Annotated in this window: 20 protein-coding genes; 14 read left to right on the forward strand and 6 right to left on the reverse strand. The window is 68.1% G+C overall.

Features of this window, described 5'->3' with window-relative positions; all coding sequences use genetic code 11:
* The first annotated feature begins 22 nt into the window (after positions 1 to 22).
* The 8 genes from EV648_RS11500 (at position 23) to EV648_RS11535 (ending at position 8,442) form a co-directional block, all read left to right on the forward strand.
* Positions 23 to 451: an SRPBCC domain-containing protein gene (locus tag EV648_RS11500; RefSeq protein ID WP_132288979.1), complete on the forward strand. Its 429-nt coding sequence runs from the start codon at positions 23 to 25 to the stop codon at positions 449 to 451.
* Between the two features lie 114 nt (positions 452 to 565).
* Positions 566 to 2,776: a hypothetical protein gene (locus EV648_RS11505; protein ID WP_241995060.1), complete on the forward strand. Its 2,211-nt coding sequence runs from the start codon at positions 566 to 568 to the stop codon at positions 2,774 to 2,776.
* 42 nt (positions 2,777 to 2,818) lie between these two features.
* A complete protein-coding gene (locus EV648_RS11510) occupies positions 2,819 to 3,733 on the forward strand; it encodes a TatD family hydrolase (RefSeq protein ID WP_132288985.1) in 915 nt (304 codons plus the stop codon).
* Complete coding sequence (locus EV648_RS11515; protein ID WP_132288988.1) at positions 3,727 to 4,632, forward strand: ornithine cyclodeaminase family protein; 906 nt, start codon at positions 3,727 to 3,729, stop codon at positions 4,630 to 4,632. The genes EV648_RS11510 and EV648_RS11515 overlap by 7 nt, the downstream gene beginning before the upstream one ends.
* Before the next feature lie 13 nt (positions 4,633 to 4,645).
* Positions 4,646 to 5,260, forward strand: a complete 615-nt coding sequence (locus tag EV648_RS11520; RefSeq protein ID WP_132288991.1) for a nitroreductase family protein — start codon at positions 4,646 to 4,648, stop codon at positions 5,258 to 5,260.
* Positions 5,261 to 5,477: 217 nt separating this feature from the next.
* Positions 5,478 to 6,596: a resuscitation-promoting factor gene (locus tag EV648_RS44925; protein WP_132288994.1), complete on the forward strand. Its 1,119-nt coding sequence runs from the start codon at positions 5,478 to 5,480 to the stop codon at positions 6,594 to 6,596.
* Positions 6,597 to 6,675: 79 nt separating this feature from the next.
* Complete coding sequence (rsmA, locus tag EV648_RS11530) at positions 6,676 to 7,503, forward strand: 16S rRNA (adenine(1518)-N(6)/adenine(1519)-N(6))-dimethyltransferase RsmA (RefSeq protein WP_241995153.1); 828 nt, start codon at positions 6,676 to 6,678, stop codon at positions 7,501 to 7,503.
* A 3-nt stretch (positions 7,504 to 7,506) separates the two neighbouring features.
* On the forward strand, positions 7,507 to 8,442 hold the full coding sequence (locus EV648_RS11535; RefSeq protein ID WP_132289000.1) for a 4-(cytidine 5'-diphospho)-2-C-methyl-D-erythritol kinase: 936 nt from the start codon (positions 7,507 to 7,509) through the stop codon (positions 8,440 to 8,442).
* Between the two features lie 184 nt (positions 8,443 to 8,626).
* On the opposite strand, the gene EV648_RS11540 is transcribed toward EV648_RS11535, so the two are convergent.
* A complete protein-coding gene (locus tag EV648_RS11540; protein ID WP_132289003.1) occupies positions 8,627 to 9,016 on the reverse strand; it encodes a VOC family protein in 390 nt (129 codons plus the stop codon).
* Between the two features lie 361 nt (positions 9,017 to 9,377).
* Positions 9,378 to 9,500 carry a helix-turn-helix domain-containing protein gene (locus EV648_RS45170; protein ID WP_132289006.1) on the reverse strand — a complete coding sequence of 41 codons (123 nt, stop codon included), beginning with the start codon at positions 9,498 to 9,500 and terminating at the stop codon, positions 9,378 to 9,380.
* 228 nt (positions 9,501 to 9,728) lie between these two features.
* On the opposite strand from EV648_RS45170, the gene EV648_RS11550 reads away from it, so the two are divergent.
* The gene (locus tag EV648_RS11550) at positions 9,729 to 11,438 is read left to right on the forward strand and encodes a hypothetical protein (protein WP_132289008.1); all 1,710 of its coding nucleotides are present in this window, start codon (positions 9,729 to 9,731) and stop codon (positions 11,436 to 11,438) included.
* Between the two features lie 323 nt (positions 11,439 to 11,761).
* Positions 11,762 to 12,370 carry a class I SAM-dependent methyltransferase gene (locus EV648_RS11555; RefSeq protein WP_199234552.1) on the forward strand — a complete coding sequence of 203 codons (609 nt, stop codon included), beginning with the start codon at positions 11,762 to 11,764 and terminating at the stop codon, positions 12,368 to 12,370.
* A 172-nt stretch (positions 12,371 to 12,542) separates the two neighbouring features.
* On the opposite strand, the gene EV648_RS11565 is transcribed toward EV648_RS11555, so the two are convergent.
* The 3 genes from EV648_RS11565 to EV648_RS11575 form a co-directional block, all read right to left on the reverse strand.
* A complete protein-coding gene (locus EV648_RS11565) occupies positions 12,543 to 12,914 on the reverse strand; it encodes a hypothetical protein (protein WP_206751938.1) in 372 nt (123 codons plus the stop codon).
* Complete coding sequence (locus EV648_RS11570) at positions 12,911 to 14,290, reverse strand: class I tRNA ligase family protein (protein WP_132289014.1); 1,380 nt, start codon at positions 14,288 to 14,290, stop codon at positions 12,911 to 12,913. Before EV648_RS11570 ends, EV648_RS11565 begins: the two co-directional genes overlap by 4 nt.
* A gap of 181 nt (positions 14,291 to 14,471) precedes the next feature.
* Positions 14,472 to 15,794, reverse strand: coding sequence for a hypothetical protein (locus EV648_RS11575; protein WP_132289017.1), 1,323 nt, complete (start codon positions 15,792 to 15,794; stop codon positions 14,472 to 14,474).
* Between the two features lie 280 nt (positions 15,795 to 16,074).
* On the opposite strand from EV648_RS11575, the gene EV648_RS11580 reads away from it, so the two are divergent.
* Entirely contained in the window at positions 16,075 to 17,973 is a 1,899-nt protein-coding gene (locus EV648_RS11580; protein ID WP_199234553.1) for a translation factor GTPase family protein, read from the forward strand.
* A gap of 39 nt (positions 17,974 to 18,012) precedes the next feature.
* The gene (locus EV648_RS11585; RefSeq protein ID WP_132289023.1) at positions 18,013 to 19,818 is read left to right on the forward strand and encodes an ABC-F family ATP-binding cassette domain-containing protein; all 1,806 of its coding nucleotides are present in this window, start codon (positions 18,013 to 18,015) and stop codon (positions 19,816 to 19,818) included.
* 407 nt (positions 19,819 to 20,225) lie between these two features.
* Here the strand turns inward: EV648_RS11585 and EV648_RS11590 are convergent, their stop codons facing one another.
* Positions 20,226 to 20,723, reverse strand: coding sequence for a MarR family winged helix-turn-helix transcriptional regulator (locus EV648_RS11590; protein ID WP_132289026.1), 498 nt, complete (start codon positions 20,721 to 20,723; stop codon positions 20,226 to 20,228).
* 95 nt (positions 20,724 to 20,818) lie between these two features.
* Between EV648_RS11590 and EV648_RS11595 the strand changes: the two genes are divergently transcribed.
* Positions 20,819 to 21,661, forward strand: coding sequence for a methyltransferase domain-containing protein (locus tag EV648_RS11595; protein ID WP_132289028.1), 843 nt, complete (start codon positions 20,819 to 20,821; stop codon positions 21,659 to 21,661).
* Positions 21,661 to 22,008, forward strand: coding sequence for a VOC family protein (locus tag EV648_RS11600; protein ID WP_132289031.1), 348 nt, complete (start codon positions 21,661 to 21,663; stop codon positions 22,006 to 22,008). The genes EV648_RS11595 and EV648_RS11600 overlap by 1 nt, the downstream gene beginning before the upstream one ends.
* Positions 22,009 to 22,011 lie beyond the last annotated feature (3 nt).

Here is a 22,011-nt window from a genome sequence, read left to right on the forward strand (position 1 = left end):
GAACCGATGGGAGCTGAACACCATGGCCGACTACGTGGCCACCGCGAAAACCGAGATCAGCGCGTCACCGACCCAGGTCTGGGGGGTACTGACCGACCCCGAGCAGATCAAGAAGTTCATGTTCGGGGCGGACGTGGAGACCGACTGGCAGCCCGGCAGCCCGATCATCTGGAAAGGCGTGTACGAGGGCAAGGAGTACGAGGACAAGGGTGAGATCCTCGCGGTCGAGCCCGGCCGGCTGCTCAAGGTGACCCACTACAGCCCGCTGAGCGGTCAGCCGGACACGCCCGAGAACTACCACACGCTCACCTACGAGCTGGAAGAGAGCGGGACCACCACCCGGTTGTCGCTGAGCCAGGACAACAACGCCAGCGAAGAGGAGGCGGAGCACTCCCGCGGTATGTGGGAGATGCTCGTGAACGGCGTGAAGGAAGCAGCCGAGCGCGGCTGAGCACTTACGATCCGTCATCATTGGCGGGTGATCGGGGTCACTTCACCAGGTATTTCAGCCACCACCACACGGTCGGAATCCGGATCCGGGCCGACCGTGTGGTGGTGGCTGTTCGTGCCTGTCAGCGCAGTCCTGCTGCTCGCCTGGATCGGCGACTCCGGTGGCGAGAGCATCCGCTACCTGTTTACCTGGTCGATCGCGGTCCTGCTGCCTGGCACGCTCCTGTGGCGGGTCCTGGCCGGCGGGCGGTCGGTTGCCCAGGACCTCGGGTTCGGCGCGGTGCTCGGCCTGGCCTGGCAGTTGGCGATCTGGGCCGCCTGCACGGCGATCGGCGTACCGCTGCTCCAGTGGGCCGCCGTCGCGGCGCTGCTCCTGGTCTTCGCTTTCACCCCGGCTCTCCGGCCGCACTTCAGCTGGCGCGGCACCAGCGTGGCGCCGCCGCTGTGGTGGCACGTGCTGCTGGCGACGAGTTTGCTGGTGGCCATCGTCCGGACCGTGGTCGTGGTGTTGCGGCCCATCCCTCTGCCGCCGATCGCGGCGGCCCGGCACCAGGACATCTGGTACCAGTTGGGCCTCGTCCAGGAACTCATCCGCGATATGACACCGGCCGACCCGTCGGTGCTGGGCGAGCCACTGATCTACCACTGGTTCGCGAACGCCACGATGGCGAGCGGCTCGGTGATGTCGGATGTGCCGCCGCCGCAGGTGCTGATGCATCAGTGGCCGCTCACCATGGCGATCACGCTCGTCCTCGTCGGCTGGGCCGCGGGGGAGTTGCTGAGCGAGCGCGCCTGGGCCGGGCCGCTCGCCGCCGCGCTGACGGGAGTACTACCGGGTGCGCTGCAGTTGGCGGACAGCCCCTCGGTCAACATGTCCGCCGCGCAGGCCGTGCAGGGTCCGACCGGCACGATGGCCGGCGTGGTGATGCTCGGTCTGGTCGGGCCGACCGTGTTGATCCTGCGGCGACAAGCCGGCCCGGGTGTCTGGGCCGCGATGATCCTGCTGCTGGCGCTGGCCACCGGCACCAAGCCGACCCTGCTCCCGATCATGCTGGTCGGCTGTGCCTTCGCCGGTGTCGCCGGCTGGGTCGCGGAACGCCGGCCGCCCTGGCGACTCGTTGCTCTTGGCGGCGTTGCCGCGGGATTCTTCCTGGCCTCCACCTTCGCCCTGATCGGTAGTACGGGCGGGAGCCGCGTCCAGTTGCTCGCGTCGATGCGGGTCCAGCCGTACTACCAGGCCGTGAGCGGTGAGAAGACCTACCCGGCCACCGGAGGCTGGGTGCTCCAGTCGCTGGCCGGAGCTGATCCCCGGATGCTGTTGTTCGGCGCGACCCTGCTGGCGTACTACCTGCTGATCGACGCTCCCCGGCTGCTGACGTTGCTCGGTCTGAAGCTGGACCCGGTACGCCGAGACCCGGCGTACTGGTGGATCGGTGGGTGTGTGGCTGCGGGGACCGGGGTGACATTGGTGTTCTCGCACCCCGGCTACTCGGAGTACCACTTCCTGGGCGCGATCCTGGCGCTCGGGATGGTCGGAGTCGTTGCCGTCGGCGTCAACCTGTCACCCGGGACGCGGACCAGGGATCTCGTCGTCGTCGGTGTGGCGGGCATTCTCACGGCGGTCACGGTCTATCTCTACTGGCCGACCGACCCGAACACTCACACGGTGGCCCGGGCTGCCGCCGGTTTGCTCGGGCCGTTCGCCGTGCTGGCTGTGGTGGGAGCGGTCGTCATCCTGGGCATCAACTGGGCGAGGCGGCCGGCGACGATCGCAGTACAGGTGATCGTGCTGACGGTCGCGGCCAGCCTGCCTGTGCAGGTGATCGTGTTCGGTCAGGCGCTGGAGAAGGCCACCCAGCCGCTGGCGTCGCCGGGCATCGGGTACCGCACGTATCTCACCGCGGCCGAGCAGAGCGCGATGCTTTGGCTGCGCGACCACGCCCATCCCGATGATGTGGCTGTCAGCAACGTGTTCTGCATGCCGGCCCGTTATCGGCCGGGGTGCCCGGATGATGCCTACTGGATCTCCGGGTTGAGTGGGGTGCAGTTGTTGATCGAGGGCTGGGCATATGCGCCGGCCAACCTCGCGGCCACCAACCACAAGACGAGCTTCCTGCTGCAGCCGTCGCCATGGCCCGATCGGGTCCTGGACAGCCGGATGGCGGTCGAGAAGCCGTCCAAGCAGCATCTCGCCAACCTGTCGGGCGACGTCGGCGTCACCCTGATCATCGGCGATCTGCGCGCCGGGCCGGTGTCGCCCAAGCTCGACCAGCTCGCGGACCGCGTCTTCAGCAACGAGGACGTCCGGATCTACCGGCTGCGGTGATCGCGTGCGGATCCACCGCCCGCGGTAAGTAGGCTGGGCACCATGTCTACCGACGGTGTGGAGGTCGAACGCCCGACGCGGGAACGTGCTGCCATCGGAGAGGACGGCCGATCCAGGGACCGCAGCCGGCCCGCTCTGCCGGACCCGCTGCCGATGAGCGTCGTCGACGCGCACTGCCATCTGGACATCGCCGATGGCGAGGACGGCAACTGGCTGGGCGCGGCCGAGGCGATCAAGCTCGCCTCGTCGGTCGGGGTGACCCGGATCGTCCAGGTCGGCTGCGACCTCCCCGGCGCGCTCTGGGCGGTAGAAGCCGCCCAGCAGTACCCGAATCTCATCGCGGGCGTAGCACTGCACCCGAACGAAGCACCGCGTCTGCAGGCGGCGGGCGAGCTCGACAATGCGCTGGCCGAGATCGAGCGACTGGCGAAGAGCTCGGACAAGGTCCGGGTGATCGGCGAGACCGGGCTGGACTACTACCGCACCGGACAGGACGGCCAGGCCGCGCAGCATGAGTCGTTCGCCGCGCACATCGACCTGGCGAAGCGGCTGGACAAGACGCTGATGATCCATGACCGCGACGCACACGACGACATCCTGGCCATCCTGGACCGCGAGGGCGTGCCGGACCGGCTGGTGATGCACTGCTTCTCCGGCGACACCGAGTTCGCCCGCGAGTGCGTCAACCGCGGCGCGTTCCTGAGCTTCGCCGGCGTGGTCACCTTCAAGAACGCCCAGTCGCTGCGGGACGCTCTCGCCGTCACGCCGCTCGACCGGGTCCTAGTCGAGACGGACGCGCCGTACCTGACGCCGTCCCCGCACCGCGGCCAGCCCAACGCGTCGTACCTGATCCCGCACACGGTCCGGAAGATGGCGGGCGTGCTGAACATCTCGGTCGCCGAGCTGTGCGGCGCCCTGTCCGACAACGCCGACCGGGCGTTCGGCGGCTCGTGGTAACAGTCCTCACCGACGCCGACATCGCCGAGCGCCTAGACGCGCGCTCGGCCGTCGGCTGGATGCGTGAGGCCGTGCTGGCCGCCCACTCGGGTGCGCTGCATACCCCGCCTCGGGTCAGTACGGAGCTCGGCGACGGGCGACTCGTCTTCACCACCGGCGCCCTGACGGGGGAGTGGTACGGGTACCGCTCCTACGACTCCTTCTCCTTCGACCCGGGTGCTCAGCTGGTCGTCGTGCACGAGTGGCACACCGGCGCTGTCCGAGGGCTTGCCGTCGGCAACGAACTCGGTCCCCGCCGGGTGGGCGCGATCGGCGCCGTCGCCCTCGACGCGCTCGCCGCCCCGACCGCCGGCAGCCTGGGGCTGGTCGGCACCGGGACCCAGGCGTGGAACCAGCTCTGGGCGATCTCGACCGTCCGCTCGCTCACCTCGGTGTCCGTCTTCAGCCGCGATCCGGTACGCCGGAACGCCTTCGTGGCAAGGGTTTCCGCCGAGCTGGGGCTTCCGGTGGCCGCCGCTGACTCGGCGCGGGAGGCCGTCGAGGGGAAGGACCTGGTGGTGCTCGCGACGAACAGCCCGGTGCCCGTGGTCGAGGCGTCCTGGATCGCGCCGGGGGGTTATGTCACCACTCTCGGGCCGAAGCAGGTCGGGCGCGCCGAGTTCGGGCCGGACCTGGTCGCTCGCGCGGACGTCGCCGTGACGGACTCGGTCGCCCAGACGTCGGCGTACGACCCGCCCTTCATCCTGACCGGAACCGAGCAGCACGATCGACTGACCAGTCTGGGCGCGGTGCTGGCGGGGGAGGCGCCCGGGCGGACGTCGGCGGACCAGACGGTGATCTTCTGCTCGGTCGGGCTGGCCGGGACCGAGACCTACCTGCTGGCTCGATTACTCGGCTGATAGACAGTCCGGCATGGAGTTCAGTGAGGTGGTCCGCCGCCGGCGCATGGTCCGCAACTACGACGCCGACCGGCCGGTGCCGGTGGAGATCCGGGAACGCATCCTCGAGAACGGCCTGCGGGCCCCCTCCGGCGGGTTCAGCCAGGGCTGGGCGTTCCTCACCCTCGAGGGCGACGACCGGGAGCGCTACTGGTCGATCGCGGCCGAGAACCCGGACGAGAAGTATGTGGAGTGGATCACAGGGTTGCGCCGGGCGCCGCTGCTGATCTTCGCCTTCGCGCACAAGGACGCGTACCTCGATCGGTACACCGAGCCGGACAAGGGCTGGACCGACCGGGACGAGTCGCACTGGACCGCGCCGTACTGGTACGTCGACACCGGCATGGCGGCTCTGCTGATGTTGCAGACGGTGGTCGACGAAGGCTTGGGTGCTTGCCTTTTCGGGCCTCCGGCGGACAAGGTCGGCCGGCTGAAGGCGGAGTTCGGAGTACCCGACGGGTTCGATCCGATCGGGGTCATCTCGATCGGCTACCGGGCTCCGGACCGGCGGTCCCCGTCGCTGAAAAGAGGGCGCCGGACGACCGCCGAAGTGGTCCATCGGGGCCACTGGGGACAACACGAAGCGTAAGCGCCCCATTACACCTTTTCCGGCTTTCCCGGCGAGGGGATTGGCACTCTCGGGACTTCTTCGTTACTGTCTCGTGATGTTGGCCGGGATCGGGGAAGGTCCTGGAGAGCACGCCCCTCGGCGAAGACCGTGGTTTCCGGGCCCTGCAACCCGGCATTCGCGGCGTTTGCCAGTGCTGTCCCACCCCGTGCCCGGGTAGCTCTACCTGGGAGCGTTAGTGCGTAAGTCCATCATCGCGGTCGTGGGCGCCACGGCTGTGTTCGCCGTCGTGGGCGGCTCTGTGGCCTATGCGAGCAAGAGCAAGACCGTGAGCCTCTCCGTCGACGGCCAGGTGCAGAAGGTTCACACCTTCGGCTCCACCGTGGCGGACGCCCTGAAGGCGGAGAAGATCCAGGTCGGTGAGCGTGACGTGGTCGCGCCCTCGCTGGACTCCAAGCTGCGGGAGGGTCAGGAGATCGCGGTGCAGTACGGCCGCCAGCTGACCGTCAACGCGGACGGCACCAAGAGAAGCTTCTGGACCACGGCCGACAGCGTGAACGAGGCGCTGGCCGACCTGGGCCTGCGGTACGACGGAGCCGTGTTCTCCACCAGCCGCAGCGCCCCCATCGGGCGCGAGGGCCTGGAGCTCGTGGTCCGCACTCCGAAGACCGTCCAGATCGTCCGGCAGGGCAAGGTGGTGGCCGTGAAGTCGATGGCTTCCACCGTCGCCGAGGCGCTGACCGGCGCCAAGGTCGCCTTCGACCGTGACGACCGGGTCGTGCCGGTGCCGACGACGGCTCTCAAGCCGGGCGTCAACCGGATCACCGTGGTCAAGGTCGACGTGAGGACCGTCGCCGAGAGGCAGGCCATCGCCTTCTCCACGAAGAAGACCAAGTCGGCCACGCTGACCGAGGGCGAGACCAAGACCACCACCAAGGGCGCCCTCGGGACGAAGTCGGTCAAGTACGTGCTGACCTACCTGGACGGCAAGCTGACCAGCAAGAAGCTCGTCACCGCCACCGTGGTGAAGCAGCCGGTCGACGAGCTGGTCACGGTCGGCACCAAGCCGAAGCCCGAAGAGCCGACCACCGACACCACCCCGCCGCCGAGCGGTAACACCGGCGCCTGGGACCGGATCGCCGAGTGCGAGTCGGGCGGCAACTGGTCGATCAACTCCGGCAACGGGTACTACGGCGGCCTGCAGTTCGACCACGGCACCTGGGTGGCCTACGGCGGCGACGCCTACGCGGCCAACGCCCACCTGGCCTCCAAGGCGCAGCAGATCGCGATCGCGGAGAAGGTCAAGGCCGACCGCGGTGGCTACGGCGCCTGGCCGGTCTGCGGCCAGAGGGCTTGAGCCTGACAGACTGGCGTGTGTGACCAGCGCTGATTCATCATCCACTTCCGCCGGACCGAGGCTTCTCGGTCCGGCGGAAGTGCGTTCGCTGGCCGAGTCGCTCGGCGTCCGCCCGACCAAGCAGCGCGGCCAGAACTTCGTCATCGACCCGAACACCGTTCGCCGGATCGTCCGCGCCGCCGACCTGTCCGACACCGGCGAGACCGTGCTTGAGGTCGGCCCCGGACTCGGCTCCCTGACGCTGGCTCTGCTCGCCGAATGCCATCGGGTCACCGCGGTCGAGATCGACCCGGTGCTGGCCGAGGCGCTGCCGGGCACGATCGCGAAGTACGCGCCCAACCAGGCCGACCGGCTGACCGTGGTCGAGGCGGACGCGATGAACGTGCTGCCGGCGCAGATCGGCACCCCCGAGGCCTGCGTGGCGAACCTCCCGTACAACGTCGCCGTACCGGTGCTCCTGCATCTGCTCGCGATCTCGCCGTCGCTACGGCACGGCCTCGTCATGGTCCAGTCCGAGGTCGCCGACCGGCTCGCGGCGCCCCCCGGCTCCCGGACGTACGGCGTACCGTCCGCCAAGGCTGCCTGGTACGCCGACGTCCGCCGCGCCGGGCCGATCGGCCGGAACGTGTTCTGGCCGGCCCCGAACGTCGACTCCGGCTTGGTCGCCTTCGAGCGGCGTGAGCCACCCGCCACCGCCGCGACGCGCGAGGAGGTGTTCGCGGTGATCGAGGCGGCCTTCTCGCAGCGCCGGAAGACGCTCCGCTCGGCACTGTCGCGGTGGATGCCGGACCGCGACCGGCTGGACGCCGTACTGGGGGCCGCGGGCATCGACCCGAAGCTGCGCGGCGAGATGCTCGGCATCACCGAATTCGCTCGGATCGCGGGCGCGGCCTCCGAAGGGCACTAACCTGTGCCAGTGCCACCTCAAGCCCAGGTCACGGTCCGGTCGCCGGCCAAGATCAATCTCGGCCTGTCCGTCGGCCCGCCGCGTCCGGACGGGTTCCACCCGCTTGCCACCGTCTACCAGGCCGTCGCGCTGTACGACGACGTCACCGCGACGCTGCGGGACGACGACGGTGTCACGGTCGAGGTGGTCGGCGACTTCGCGGACGACGTCCCGGCCGACGACTCGAACCTCGCGGTCCGGGCGGCCCGGTTGCTGCAAGCGGAGTACGACGTCGAGGAAGGCGTCGACCTCGTCATCCGCAAGACCATCCCGGTCGCCGGCGGCATGGCGGGCGGATCCACCGACGCCGCCGCGACGCTGGTGGCGTGCAACCGGCTGTGGGGACTCGGGTTGTCCCAGGCTGAGTTGGAGCACGTCGGCGCGGAGCTCGGCAGCGACGTACCGTTCTGCCTGGTCGGGCATACGGCGTTGGGACGCGGCCGCGGTGAGCAGGTCACGGAGGTGATGTCCCGCGGTACGTTCCACTGGGTCTTCGCCATCGCCGAGGGCGGCCTCTCCACCCCTGCTGTCTTCCAGGAACTCGACCGCCTCCGCCCCTTGCGCCGGGTGGAGCAGCCCGAGGTCCAGCCGGAACTTCTCTCCGCGCTTCTCTCCGGCGAGCCCACCGCGCTCGCGATTGCCCTTAGCAACGACATGCAAGTCGCGGCGCTGTCGTTGCGCCCGGAGCTCGCGGACACCCTCCAGTTCGGCCTCGACCAAGGCGCCCTGGCCGCAATGATCTCCGGCTCCGGCCCCACCTGCCTCTTCCTCGCCGCCGACAGCCGCCGAGCCGTCGATCTGGCCGTAGAACTAGCCGAATCGGGCCTCTGCCGAATGGTCCGCCAAGCCGAAGGCCCAGTCCCCGGCGCCCGAATCCACCCGGCTCCCATCAACCGCTAGTCGTCGTTTTGGCTGTGTGGATGTCGATGCGAGGCTGCATATCTCGTCTGAGGGTCCCGGGTGGTGTGATGTTCTCCCTTGTGGATAAAGGAAGATGAGTGCGTTGGTTCAGTCGTGGGGCTCCGCTCCTGCGGCGTCATGAGTCAAGAAGTTTGGTAGGTCTGGCGTGGTGTGCGGACTCCGATCAGGGGCGGCGGCCAGCAAGGACGCAGAACTCGTTCCCCTCCGGGTCGGCAAGACAGACCCAGCTCTCATCGCCGGTTTGGCCGACGTCGGCGTGTCGGGCACCTAGGTCGAGCAGGCGACGAACCTCTTCGTCCTGCTCCCTGTCGGTTGGGTTGACGTCGAGGTGGAGCCTGTTCTTGATGGTCTTGCCCTCGGGCACGCGCGCGAATGTCAACGTCGGTGGCACTGGGCCAAGGTGGTTCTTGCCTTCAGGCACCAGAGGGGAGCCAATAATGACAGTTCCGTCGTCCTCGCCCTGCACCTCGTAGTCAAGAACCGAGCACCAGAACCGGGCGAGACCGTTGGGATCGACACAGTCGATCGCAAGCTCGGTGAACTTACTGGTCATGTCAGGACCTCCCAGTCAACCAGCGGGTCCGCCAATGGCCACACGCTGATCGCAGTATCCGAACGGCGAGGTAAGCCGCACGTGGTGTGCGTTCGTTCGAGGGCCTGGCGGGGTCGCAGAGCATTGTAGATGCGGCGGAACAGGGCGACTTCGACGGCGGAAGGCCCAGCTGAGCGGTGGAGGTGGACGCCGGGTGACCTTCGGCACGCATCATCGCGGCGATCTTGGGGTGCCCCCGAGGGGCCAACCCGCTGCGTACTTCGCGGCGACTGCCTCGATCGCGTCCACTCTCGGCGCCGGCCATGGCCCGTTCGGAGGGTCGCCGGCGCGGACCTCGAGACCGACACGCCATGTGCCGCTCTCAGGGCCTCGAGCTCGACGAAGGGACAGCGTCGACGAACCGGTCGCGCCAGTTGCCCACCGTCGCCGAGGACACCCCATGCCGACGTGCTGCCTCGGCCAGCGACAACTCGTCCTTCAACACGGCCTACACGAGCTGGATCTGCTGTCCACCGACAGCTGCCGTGACGGCCTCTGCTGTCTGCTCACCCAGCCATCCTTCTCGACCCTCAACTCGCCCCATGCCGGAAAGTTTGGCTCACTCCACCGGCACCACAGCAGCGGTTACCATCAGCGGGTTTGGCCCTCTGTATATCTCGTCCGAGAGTCCTGGGCTGTGTGACGTTTTCCGTTGTGGATAAGGGAAAAACGGATGACGAACGTTCGTGGCGGCCCGTTTTGCTGCTATAGAATCGAACGCATGTTCGACATGGATGTAGCCGACCTCGATGCCGCCGAGACCCTCGCCGCGGCGGCACGGTTGCATGCCATGCAGCGCCAGGTTGATGCTCAACTGCTCCAGCTCGCCGCGCACTACGCTGACCTGTTCCCGGGGACGTCGATGATTCCCGGCGACGAGACGATCCCCGGAAGCGAACGTCACAAGGTGTACGGCGGTCCCGGCTGCCCAAGTATCGCCGAATTCGCTCCCGCCGAGTTCGGCGCCGTGACCGGTCGATCAGCAGCAGCCTCAGCCCGGTTCATCGGTCAGGCGCTCTCCCTGCGACACCGTCTCCCGAAGGTCTGGGAAGAAGTGCAGTCCGACCGGGCAACACCCTGGAAGGCATGTCAGGTCGCAACCGCCTGCGTGACGCTCTCGATGGAAGCCGCGGCGATCGTCGACCGGCGAGTGGCCGGCATCATCGACTCGGTCACGCCGTACCGACTGAGCCTCATCGTCAAAGCCGCTACCTGGCAGGCCGATCCGGAAGCCGCCCGCAAAGCAGCCGAGGAGAAGGCCCGGGAGCGTGGCGTGTGGACCGGCCGAACAGACGACCACGGCACCACTACCCTCTTCGTCCGCGCAGCAACGGGTGACGTGATCCGCCTGGACGCGACCCTCACCCAGCTCGCCGACGCACTCGCCGCCCTCGGCGACACCTCTCCCTTGGACCGTCGCCGAGCCAAGGCAATCGGCATCCTCGCCGACCCCAAACTCGCCCACCAGTTGCTGGATGTAGCCCACGTCCTCACCAAGACCAACCCCATACCGACCACAACGGCAGCGCCCGAACCCGACCAGGCATCCGACGCGAACCACGGCGGTGAGGTTGCGAAGCGGAGCGACTACGCCGGTGCCCGGCACGATGCCAACCTGAGCTCACCCCAGCCGATCGCGTCCGCCAGCCACACCTCCGACGCGAACCGCGCGGACGATGACGCACCTTCGGCCGCAAGCGGTGCCAAAGATGCGGGTCCAGTAAGGACGGCCGAGCCTGCAGAGGCCAAGCAGGGAGATCGGCCCGAGCAGTCCGAGCGACCCGAGCAGTCCGAGCGGCCCGAGCAGGAATGGCGAATGTTGGCCGAGAAGGTGGCAGCGATCAGACAAGCGGCGTACGCCGCCGGCTCTGCTGGCGCAGACCTTCGCAAACCCGGGCGGACAAACCTCTATGTGCACGTGGCCGGCGAGACTCTGTTCGCGGGCGAAGGCGTCGCGCGAGTCGAAGGGTTCGGCCCGGTGCTCGCGGCCCGGTTGAGCGAACTACTCGGACACGACCAGATCGTCCTGCGTCCAGTCATCGATCTGAACGACAAGGTCAGTGTCGACGCTTACGAGATCCCCGACCGGATCCGCGAACGGATAAAGCTCATGCATCCCGTAGAGCAGTTCCCCTTCGGCACAGGCGACACCACCTACAGCACCGACATCGACCACATACACCCCTTCAACCCAACCGGCCCACCAGGCCAAACCAGCACAACCAACCTCGCACCCCTGCGGCGCTACAGCCACCGGGTCAAAACCCACGGCCTCTGGAAAGTCCGCCACCTCAACGACAACGCCCTCGAATGGATCACCCCCCACGGCTACAAATTCCTCGTAGACCACACCGGCACCCACCCCCACCCCAGCCCCGACTAACTCCGCACCAACCGCGACTACCGCGCCCACGCCGCTCCTCCACTTGCGGCAGTGCGGCGTCCAGAGGCTGAGAGCCAGCTGTCCGCGATCGTCGACCCGACTCAGGTGAGTCGGCAAGGAGGGTACCGACGTCGCCGGGAGCGAGGTTGGAACGCTGCGCTGGGAGCAGGCGTTGTCCGAGCCGTGCACAATCTCCCTCGGATCGGCAGCGGCGATGGCTCGCGGACATGGGAGCATGTCGTGCCGAGTTGTGGTCGGCGCCGCTCTGATGGCGGCGTCGTGATGTCGGCAACGATCGAATGCCGGGTTGCTAGGGGTTGCCAGTGTCTGTGGATGATGTGCGGGATGCTTATGGCCGACGGGCGGTTGAATACGCCGACCTGTTCGCCTCGACGGAGGCGATGCACGAACTCGACCGCAAGCTGGTGTCCCAGTGGGCCGGCGGGATCACGGGCCGCATCATCGACGCCGGGTGCGGGCCTGGGCAGTGGACTGACTTTCTGAGCGGCCAGGGCTGTGACGTCGAGGGTGTCGATCTTGTGCCGCGCTTCGTGGACATCGCCCGATCGCGGTTTCCCGCTGTCTCCTACCGCGTTGCGGAGCTGCAGAACCTTGGCGTGCCCGATCGCTCGTTGGCGGGGATTCTGTCGTGGTACTCGATCATCCACACCGAGCCTGACGACGTGCCCCGCATCCTCGGCGAGTTCGCACGTTGCCTGTGCGACGGTGGCAGTTTGCTTCTCGGCATGTTCGAAGGCGCGCAGGTTGAGCCGTTCTCGCATGCCGTGACGACCGCCTACTTCTGGTCGATCGAAGAGATGTCACAGCGGCTGGCGGAATCGGGCTTTCAGGTCGAAGCGACGGAGAGCCGCGCTGACGGGAAACGACCCCATGCCGCCATCGTCGCGCGGCGTGTGCCTGTCGATCGATAGCGGGCGGGAGCGGTCGCTCTATCCGCGCCGGCAACCTTGCGAGTCATCCCAATGGGAGTCGATAAGAGTGCTCATGGCCGTACGAGACAAACCCAAGGCGCTGCAGGATCGGAGAGCTCGTGGTGGTGCGGCCCTGGGTGAGCGCCATCGTGCCGGTGGAGCTGAGACGTGGTCAGCCGGTGAGGGATTCGGGGGGTGGTGGTGCTAGGGCGGGGTCTACTTCTTCTATGACGGAGATGCCGGAGGAGCCGTCCAGGCGGCGCCAGTTTTCGGTGAGGGTCAGGGTGCCGTCGTCGGTGTAGCCGGGGATGCTGAGAACTCGGCCGGCTGTTACGCCGCCGTCGGTGGCCAGTTGGCAGTAGCTGGCGTCGATGGTGCCGTCGGCGTCGCAAGTGCCTACCAGGCGGCCGAAGTGGAGCCTTCCGCCGCCGAACTCGGCCCAGATCAGCTTGCCGTTCTGGTGGTAGCGGCCGGTCGGCGCGCCGGGCGGATTGCCGACCGGGCGGAAGATGCGGCCGTCGTAGTTGGGGGTTTCCACGGTCACCTTCCGGTCAGGATCTGGAGGAGCATCTCCGCGCCGGGCGCACTCGCGGCCATGCCTGTCAGCACCGCTCGTACTGCGAGCGCCGGGTCGAAGCCGCGCGGCTTCAACGCGGCGACCCCGCGGGTCACGTCGGCCTCGGCCATCGTCGGCGGCATCGTGCCGTCGTGCGCCACCTCGCCGACATTGTTGCCACGGGCACCATCCAGCAGCGGACGCACGTAGGCCTCGAACTCGCGGTACGACGAGAGCGTGAAGTCACTGGCGAATCGGTCCGGCCGGTCCCAGGCGAGGTAGAGGCGGACGATGTCGACGTCCTCCTGGTCGAGGAAGTCGTTCGCCCAGATCGCATGGTTGCGGCTGGTCGAGAACTTCTCTCCGTCGAGCGTGTAGAACTCGTTGACCTGCGCGCCACCGATTGCCTCGGGCGGAACCCCCGCGGCCAGGTAGACGGCCGGCCAGAACAACGCGAAGTAGAACCCGTTGTCGATCCCGTTGAAGTGCCAGAGTCCGGCAACTTCGGACCACGCTTCGGTCGTGTCCTCCAGCCCGAGCGACCCGGGCTTGAGCGACTCCGCAACGCCGTACAGGTTGCTCAGGCCGACCTCGGCGTAGACCTCGAGCCGCAGACCCGAGTGCGGCCCGGTGCCGGCGAGTCCCCAGTTGGTGGGATACGCGATCGGGACGTCGGGGAGCCGGTTCTCCAGGTAGTGCGTGACGATCTGGCGAGCGCGGTCCGACAGTTCGGCGCGCAGCCAGACCTCGATCAGTTCCTCGCGGTAGTCCTCCATCGGCAGTACCGGCACGGTCGCCGCGAAGGGCCGGGGTTCGCCGCCGCAGCGGTTGCAGTGTGGGTCGATCAGGTTCTCGGCCGAGGTGTAACCGCCGCAGCCCTCGCAACCACCTCCCGCGGCCTCCGAGCCGCACCACGCGCACTTGCCCACGACGTACGACTGGTGCAGGGTGCGGTCGCAGTCCGCGCAGGCGAGCAGGGTGAGCTCGCGCATCGGGAAGCACCCGGCGGTGGTGAGATCGGCGGCGAGGGTGGTGACACCGCGCTGGTACTCCGGACTCTGCGGATCGAGGAACACGTCGTACTGGATCCTGGCGGCATCCAGCGCGGTGACGATCTCCTCGCGGAACGAGGCGGCCAGTTTCTCGACGTCGACGCCTTCCTTCTCGGCCCGCGTCAGCACCCAGTTCTGGTGTACGTCGAACCCGGCGGTCGTGACGACGCGTTCACCGCGGGCGCGAGCGGCCCGGGCGGCGATGTCGGCGGCCAGGTAGGGACCGGAGAGGTGGCCGACATGCATCGGCCCGTTGGCGGTGGCGGGGGGAACGATGACAACGGTGACGCCGGTGGCGGTCGTGGTGGTCATGCGAGGCGGCTCCTGCCCGAGCGGCGATAACGGTCGGTGGACATGCGCCGACCCGGTGACGCTTGCCACCGGATCGGTCGCAGTCCGCGACGTTACTCCTCCGCCGGAACCCTCCGCCAGACGGAAAACCCTTGCAAACAAGGGGTTCTCATCCCGCTGGTGTAAACGAACGTTTGAAGGCTCACAGCTGGTAGAAACAGCAGGTGGCGGTGGCCCCGGTGGCCATGTTGACAACGCCTCCGTCGAGCTCCTGGGAGCCGCGGATCAGGAAGCCGCCGAGCCCGCCGGAAACCAGGAACGCGCCCCAGGTGAGCAGCCACTGCTCGCTGCCGTCGTCGGTCAGGAACTCCTCCGGCACCGGCCGGATCCGGCGCTGCAAGACCCACGGGTTGTCCATCGCCTCGGCCAGCCGGGCGGCCCAGGTGGCCTCGTCGGTCTGCCAGCCCAGCAGTACGCCGTCGCCACCGTGCAGGGCGGTCGGCTTGAGCACCAGCTCCTCGCGGTTCGCGATGGCGTGCTCGAGCAGATCCACCTGCTGCCCGTCCACAGTGACCGGGCCGCTGCGCACCATCCGGGTCCACGGCAGGATCCGGTCCAGAGCAGCGAGTTCGTCCGCGGGGTAGCGGCCGCGGTACGCCTCGTCCGACAGCAGCGCGAGCGATCCCTTGCTGCCGTAGAGCTCGGCGTCCAGCGGCGTGAAGATCGAGACGTGCCCCCGCTCGGAGGCCTGCAGTACCGGCTCCAGCATCTCGACCGCGCCGGGCTTCAGCACGTCCTCGATCATGAACAGCCGGAACACCACGTCGATCGCGCGGTCGCCCAGCCAGATCCGGTCGTCGCGGTACTCGAGCGCGTCGACCGGGCAGGGCAGCGCGTCGATCCCCAGCGGGGCGAGCATCTCCGCGCTCTTGTGCAGTTGGCGTTCGAGGTCCGGGTAGCTGTCCGGGAAGTCGGCGATCGCCATCACCGGCCGTACGCCGGTCGGCACCTTCGCCTCGGTCAGGATGGTCCGGACGACGTCCTCCATCGTCTCGGCGTTGGTCAACTGGTTCGCCGCCACGAACTCGGCGATGAACGGGTGCTCGAGCATCGCCGCGTTCAGCACCGGGTTGTCGACACCGCCGACGGTGCTGCCCATGTTGATCTCGAGCAGGTGGAAGCCCTGCTCGTCGCGGTACATGTCCGCGCGGCCCATCCGGCTGGGCGCCGGCCCGCGGCCGCGGGAGACGGCCTGGACCTGCGGCTCGGTCAGCCCGACGTACCGGGCGAACTCGGCGAGGTCGCCGCCGAAGACGCGCTCGGGCAGCCGGGTCAGAGCGGAGTGCAGCAGGTCGAGATCGGCCTTGAGCTGCCGGTACTCGGTCGCGCCGAGGAAGGCTGGGCGGCTCAGGCATCGGCCGAGAAAGGTGGTCGCATCGAGCTTCGGTGCGGCCGCCGAGAGGATCGCACTGGCTTTTGGCCCGCGTTCGGCAGCAGCGGCGAGGTAGTCGTCCGTCAGTGACATAGGAGCTCCTTGTTTCTCCCCACGGCGCCCGGAATCCCTTGTTCCGCGAAGTTTTCGAGCAAGACCTGGGCCGCCGTGGGGCGCAGGCTACTGGGCGGGCGGACGCCGTTGGAAGGGGTGGATAAAAACAGGTGCGTCCGGTAATGAACCGCATTACCATCAACAAACGTTTGTCCCGCGAGAGCCAGTGAGAGGGAGTTCCAGATGCGCCGGGTGTCGATCTACGCCATCACTCCTGATCGCTGCGACGCACCCGCGAGGACCTTTGAACACCCTGACGATGGGCATCTTGGCGCATGTTGACGCCGGCAAGACCAGTCTGACCGAACGCCTGCTGCACGCGGCCGGTGTGATCGACCACGTCGGCAGCGTGGACGACGGCAGCACCCGCACCGACTCGATGGACCTCGAGCGCCGGCGCGGCATCACGATCCGCTCGGCGGTCGTCTCCTTCGAACTCGGCGACCTGACCGTGAACCTGATCGACACCCCGGGCCACTCCGACTTCATCGCCGAGGTCGAGCGCGCGCTGTCCGTCCTGGACGGCGCCGTGCTGGTGATCTCGGCGGTCGAGGGCGTCCAGGTGCAGACCCGGCTCCTGATGCGCACGCTGAGCCGGCTGCGCATCCCGACGCTGCTGTTCGTGAACAAGACCGACCGGATGGGCGCCAGGTACGACGACCTGCTCGCCGACATCAGGCGGCTCCTCACACCGAGCGCGGCGCCGCTGTCGACCGTGAGCGACCTCGGGACTCGTGCCGCCCGGAGTCATCCTGTTCCGTTGGACAGCCTCGGGGAACTGCTTGCCGACCACAACGACACCTTCCTGGCGCGGTATCTTGACGGCACGTTGGCCTCGGAGGACTACCCGTGCGAGCTCGCCCGGCAGGTGGGGGAGTGCCTCGCCCATCCGGTGTACTTCGGCTCGGCGATGACCGGTGACGGTGTTCCCGAGTTGATCGAGGGCATCCGCCAGTGGTTGCCGCGAGCAACGGGCTCTCCGGCGGATCTGTTGCAGGGCACGGTGTTCAAGGTCGAACGCGGTCCGGCCGGGGAGAAGATCGCCTCCGCTCGGGTCTTCGCGGGCACCCTGCGCTCGCGCGAGTACGTCGACCTGCGACGCGGCGGAACGTCGTACACCGCGAAGCCGACGTCTGTGCGGGTCTTCGAGCGCGGCGGGACGATCCCGGTCGACGCGGCGGAGGCCGGGCGGATCGTGGCGCTGCGCGGTCTGAAAGAGATCCAGATCGGCGATCAGCTCGGTCGTCCGGTGGAGCGAGCCGGGCAGCTCTTCTCCCCACCGACGCTGGAGACCGTCGTCGAGTCGGCCGACCGCACAAAGTTGTACGTCGCGCTGCAGCAACTCGCCGAGCAGGATCCGCTGATCCAGGTCCGCAAGAACCCGGTCGGTCAGGAGATCTCGGTCCACCTGTACGGCGAGGTCCAGAAGGAGGTGATCGCGTCGCTGCTGGAGACGGAGTACGGGCTGTCTGTCACCTTCGCCGAGACGCAGCCGATCCACATCGAGCGACCGGTCGGCGTTGGTACTGCGGTGCGCATGATCGGCGAACCGGACAACCTCTGGTACGCGGGAGTCGGCTTCCGCGTCTCACCCGGTGGTCCTGGGATCGACTACCGGCTGGAGGTGGAACTCGGCGGACTGCCGAGGGCGTTCCACACGGCGATCGAGGAGACCGCCCGGCAATGCCTGCAGCAAGGTCTGTACGGCTGGGAGGTCCCGGACTGCAGGGTGGACCTCATCCACACGCGGTACATCGCTCCGATGACCGTGGCCGCGGACTTCCGGCGGCTGGTTCCGCTGGTCCTGATGCAGGCGCTGCAGGAAGCCGGGACGCGAGTGTGCGAGCCGGTCAACCGCTTCGAGCTCGAGGTGCCGCCCGACGCGGTCGCTCCGGTGCTGGCGAAGCTCGCGGAGTCCCTGGCCACGGTCGAGGACACCACCGTCGCCCCGGACCAGGCACACCTGACCGGCCTCATCCCAGCCGGCCGCCTGCACGCCTTCGAGTCCCACCTCCCCGGCCTCACCCACGGCGAAGGCGTCCTCCTCACCACCTTCGAAGGCTTCCACCCCGTCCCCGGCCCCCCACCCCACCACCCCCGAACCGACGGCAACCCCCTCAACCAGAAGCAATACCTCCTCCACCTCAACCAGACCTAGTCGGAGTTGTTACCGGGGCTCAACTAGGCTGGGCGAGTTATGGCCGCTACCCCTGCACCCAACCTTGTCAATCTGGAAGCCGTTTCCAAGGGCTTCGGAACCCGGACCCTGCTCGACGGGGTGAGTCTCGGCGTCGGCCGGGGTGAGCGCATCGGCGTGGTGGGGCGGAACGGCGACGGCAAGTCGACGCTGCTGCGGTTGCTCGCGCGGCGAGAGACGGCGGATGCCGGGCGGATCACGCACAACCGGGATCTGCGGCTGGGGTACCTCGGGCAGAGCGACGACCTGGAGCCGACGCAGACCGTCGCGCACGCCGTACTGGGTGGTGCCGAGACCTACACCTGGGCCGCCGACCCGCGGGCGCGGTCCGTCATGGAGCACCTGCTCGGCGGCGTCGCCCACGAAGCACAGGTCGGCACGCTGAGCGGTGGTGAGCGGCGCCGGGTGTCCCTGGCGAAGCTGCTGCTCACCGACGTCGACCTGCTGATCCTCGACGAGCCCACCAACCACCTCGACATCGAGGCGGTGAACTGGCTCGCCGATCACGTGGTGGATCGTGCCGGCGCGCTGATCGTGGTGACCCACGACCGCTGGTTCCTCGACGCCGTCTGTACCAACACCTGGGAGGTCCAGGGCGGCAAGGTCAGCTCGTACGAGGGTGGTTACGCCGCCTACGTGCTGGCGAAGGCGGAGCGGTCGCGCAACGAGCAGGTCGTCGAGGGCAAGCGGCAGAACCTGATGAAGAAGGAGCTCGCCTGGCTCCGCCGCGGCGCCCCGGCCCGGACGTCGAAGCCGAAGTTCCGGATCGAGGCGGCGAACGCCCTGATCGAGGACGAGCCCGCCCCGCGCGACAAGCTCGCCCTCGCGCAACTGGCGACCTCGCGGCTCGGCAAGGACGTATTCGACGCCGAGGACGTCAGCCTGTCGTTCGGCAACCGGGTGATGCTGAACCACGTCACCTTCCGCCTCGGCCCGGCCGACCGGATCGGTCTGCTCGGCCCGAACGGCGCCGGCAAGACCACCTTCCTCAACGTTCTCACCGGACTGCTGCCGCCGGACTCCGGCAAGGTCAAGCAGGGCAAGACGGTCCGCATCGCGAACCTCTCCCAGACGCTGGAGGACCTCGACGGCTCGGTCACCGTGCTCGCACACATCAGCGACATCCGCCGTACTGCGGCCCTGGCCGGCCGTGGCGGGGAGATGACCTCGTCGCAGCTGCTCGAGCGGTTCGGGTTCACCGGCGACAAGCTGACCACCCGGATCAGTGACCTGTCCGGTGGCGAGCGTCGCCGGCTGCAGCTGCTGCGGATCCTGCTCGACGAGCCGAACGTGCTGATCCTCGACGAGCCGACCAACGACCTGGACGTCGAGACGCTCACCGTGCTCGAGGACTTCCTCGACGGCTGGCCGGGTGTCGTCGTGGTCGTCACCCACGACCGGTACTTCCTGGAGCGGGTCAGCGACATGGTCTACGCGATCATGGGCGACGGCAACGTCCGGCACCTCCCTCGCGGCGTCGACCAGTACCTGCAAGAACTCGAATCCGGTACTGCGCCGCGCCGCGTCGCCGCCACGCCGGTGGTCGAGGCGACGACCGAGGCAGCTGCGGAACCTGAGCCGGTCGTCGACGCGGCCGCGGCCCGGGCGGCGAAGAAGGACCTGAACCGGATCGAGCGGCAGCTCAGCAAGCTCACCGAGTCCGAGGCCAGGCTGCACGACCAACTGGCGGCGAACGCGAGCAACTACGAGCGGCTGGCCGAGCTCGACACGGAGCTGCGCAAGCTCGCGGAAGAACGGGCCGAGCTGGAAACCGCGTGGTTCGAAGCGGCCGAGCGCGCGGAATAGCAGTGTAATTCGCAGAATGTATACATGATCAAATCCCGCTGGAACTGAGTCGCGGCACACCCTCCGATCCCCTGTGATTGGGAGGGTATGCCACGACTACCGGGTGAGCGGGCCCCGTTGTGTCGCTGTTGTCCGGGCCCCGAGCCCCGGACACCACCGACCTTCCTCGGCGGACCACCTCTTGCCGCCGAAGTTCACCGGATGAGAACATTCTGTAGCTGATCAAGCACCGATGGTGAGGACACTAGTCCGGCCGTCACTCAGTGTCGATAGTCGTCCGCTACAGCAATCTCTCGATCTCGTTGCAACCTGCAACGATCGTCGGGGGCATTAAGTGACGCGCCGTCTTTTCGGATTATTCCGCCACAATTCGGGCGGATTTCTTCACGCCCCGCCGGAATGCCCGATCACTGCTTTTCGAGATCGAACGGACCGACCAGTTCGCGCAGTACCCGGGCGATCTTCGCCTGGTCGCGTTCGCTGATCGAGCCGAGCAGCCGCCGCTCGTGCGCGAGCAGATCGGCCATCGCTGCGTCGACCGAGTCGCGGCCTGCGTCGGTGAGTTGCACCAGGACGCCGCGGCGGTCCGCCGGGTCCGGGAGTCGCTCGACCAGGCCGCGGGCGGCCAGTCGGTCCACCCGGTTCGTCATCGTCCCGGATGTCACCAGGGTCTCCTTGAGCAACCGCCCGGGGGAGAGTTGGTACGGCTTGCCGGCCCGGCGCAGCGCGGCGAGCACGTCGAACTCCCAGGACTCCAGTCCGTGGGTCTCGAACGCCTGGCTGCGGGCGCGGTCCAGGTGCCGGGCCAGCCGGCTGACCCGGGAGAGCACCTCCATCGGCGCCACGTCGAGGTCAGGCCGTTCCCGGCGCCAGGCCTCGATCAGGCGGTCGACCTCGTCTCTCATGCTTCGAGACTATGCCATCAAGACTCTTGACATCAAGACAACTCGCGAGCGTAAAGTATCTCGACATCAAGAGATCACGAGAGAAGGGCGTCCCGATGCGGACCTCACCGGTCTGGAACCCCCAGCAGTACGGCAAATACGCCGACGAACGAGGCCGCCCGTTCGCGGACCTGGTCGCACGAGTCCAGCTCGGCAACGCGGGGGAAGCTGCCCTGGGTCAGATGTCCGGTGGAGCCAGCGGCGGGAGAGGTGCGGCGCTGGTGGTCTTCGACCTCGGCTGTGGCCCCGGAAACCTCACCGCCACCCTGCTGGATCGATGGCCTGCTGCGGTTGTGCACGGCGTCGACAGCTCGGCCGAGATGATCGAGGCCGCCCAGCCGCTGGCCTCGGACCGGCTGACCTTCGAGGTCGGCGATCTGCGCGAGTGGACCGCGCCGCCGGAGTCGATCGACGTGATCGTCACCAACGCCACCCTGCAATGGATCCCCGAGCAGCTCGACCTGCTGCCCGGCTTCGTCCGCGCGCTCAAGCCCGGTGGTTGGCTCGCGATCCAGATCCCCGGCAACGGCAACGCCCCGTCGCACGCGATCCTGCGCGAACTCGCCGGCACCGACCCGTACGCCCAGTACGCGGCCGGGTCGTCGTTGCGAGCGGACGTGCCCGGCCCGGCGGAGTACGTGGCCGCGCTCAGCGCTGAGGGGTGCTCGGTCGACGCGTGGGAGACGACGTACAGCCACATCCTGCAGGGAGACAACGCAGTACTCGAGTGGGTGAAGGGGACGGGCGCCCGGCCGGTTCTCCAGTCCCTGCCGGACGACCTGCGCGCACGGTTCGAGACGGAGTACGGCGCTCGGCTGGCGGAGGCATATCCACAACGGTCGTTCGGCACGGTGCTCCCGTTCCGCAGGATCTTCGCTGTTGCCCGGAAGGAGAGCTGATGCGACTCGACCACGTGCAGGTGTCCTGTCCGGCCGGTGGTGAGGAGGTGGCTCGCGCCTTCTACCGCGACGCGCTCGGGATGACCGAGCTGGAGAAGCCGCCGCTGCTGGCGGCTCGCGGCGGCTGCTGGTTCAAGGCGGGGACGGCTGAGGTGCACGTCGGCGTGGAGGCGGACTTCCGCCCGGCGTTGAAGGCACACCCCGCGCTGGCCGTCGACGACCTCGACGCGCTGGCGAAGAGCCTGGCCGAGCTGGGCTACCCGGTGAAGTGGGACAACGAGACGATTCCGGGCCGCCGGCGGTTCCACACCGCCGACGGCCACGGGAATCGGATCGAGATCGTCTAGCTA

The organism is Kribbella sp. VKM Ac-2568 (assembly GCF_004345365.1).
Lineage (GTDB): Bacteria > Actinomycetota > Actinomycetes > Propionibacteriales > Kribbellaceae > Kribbella > Kribbella orskensis.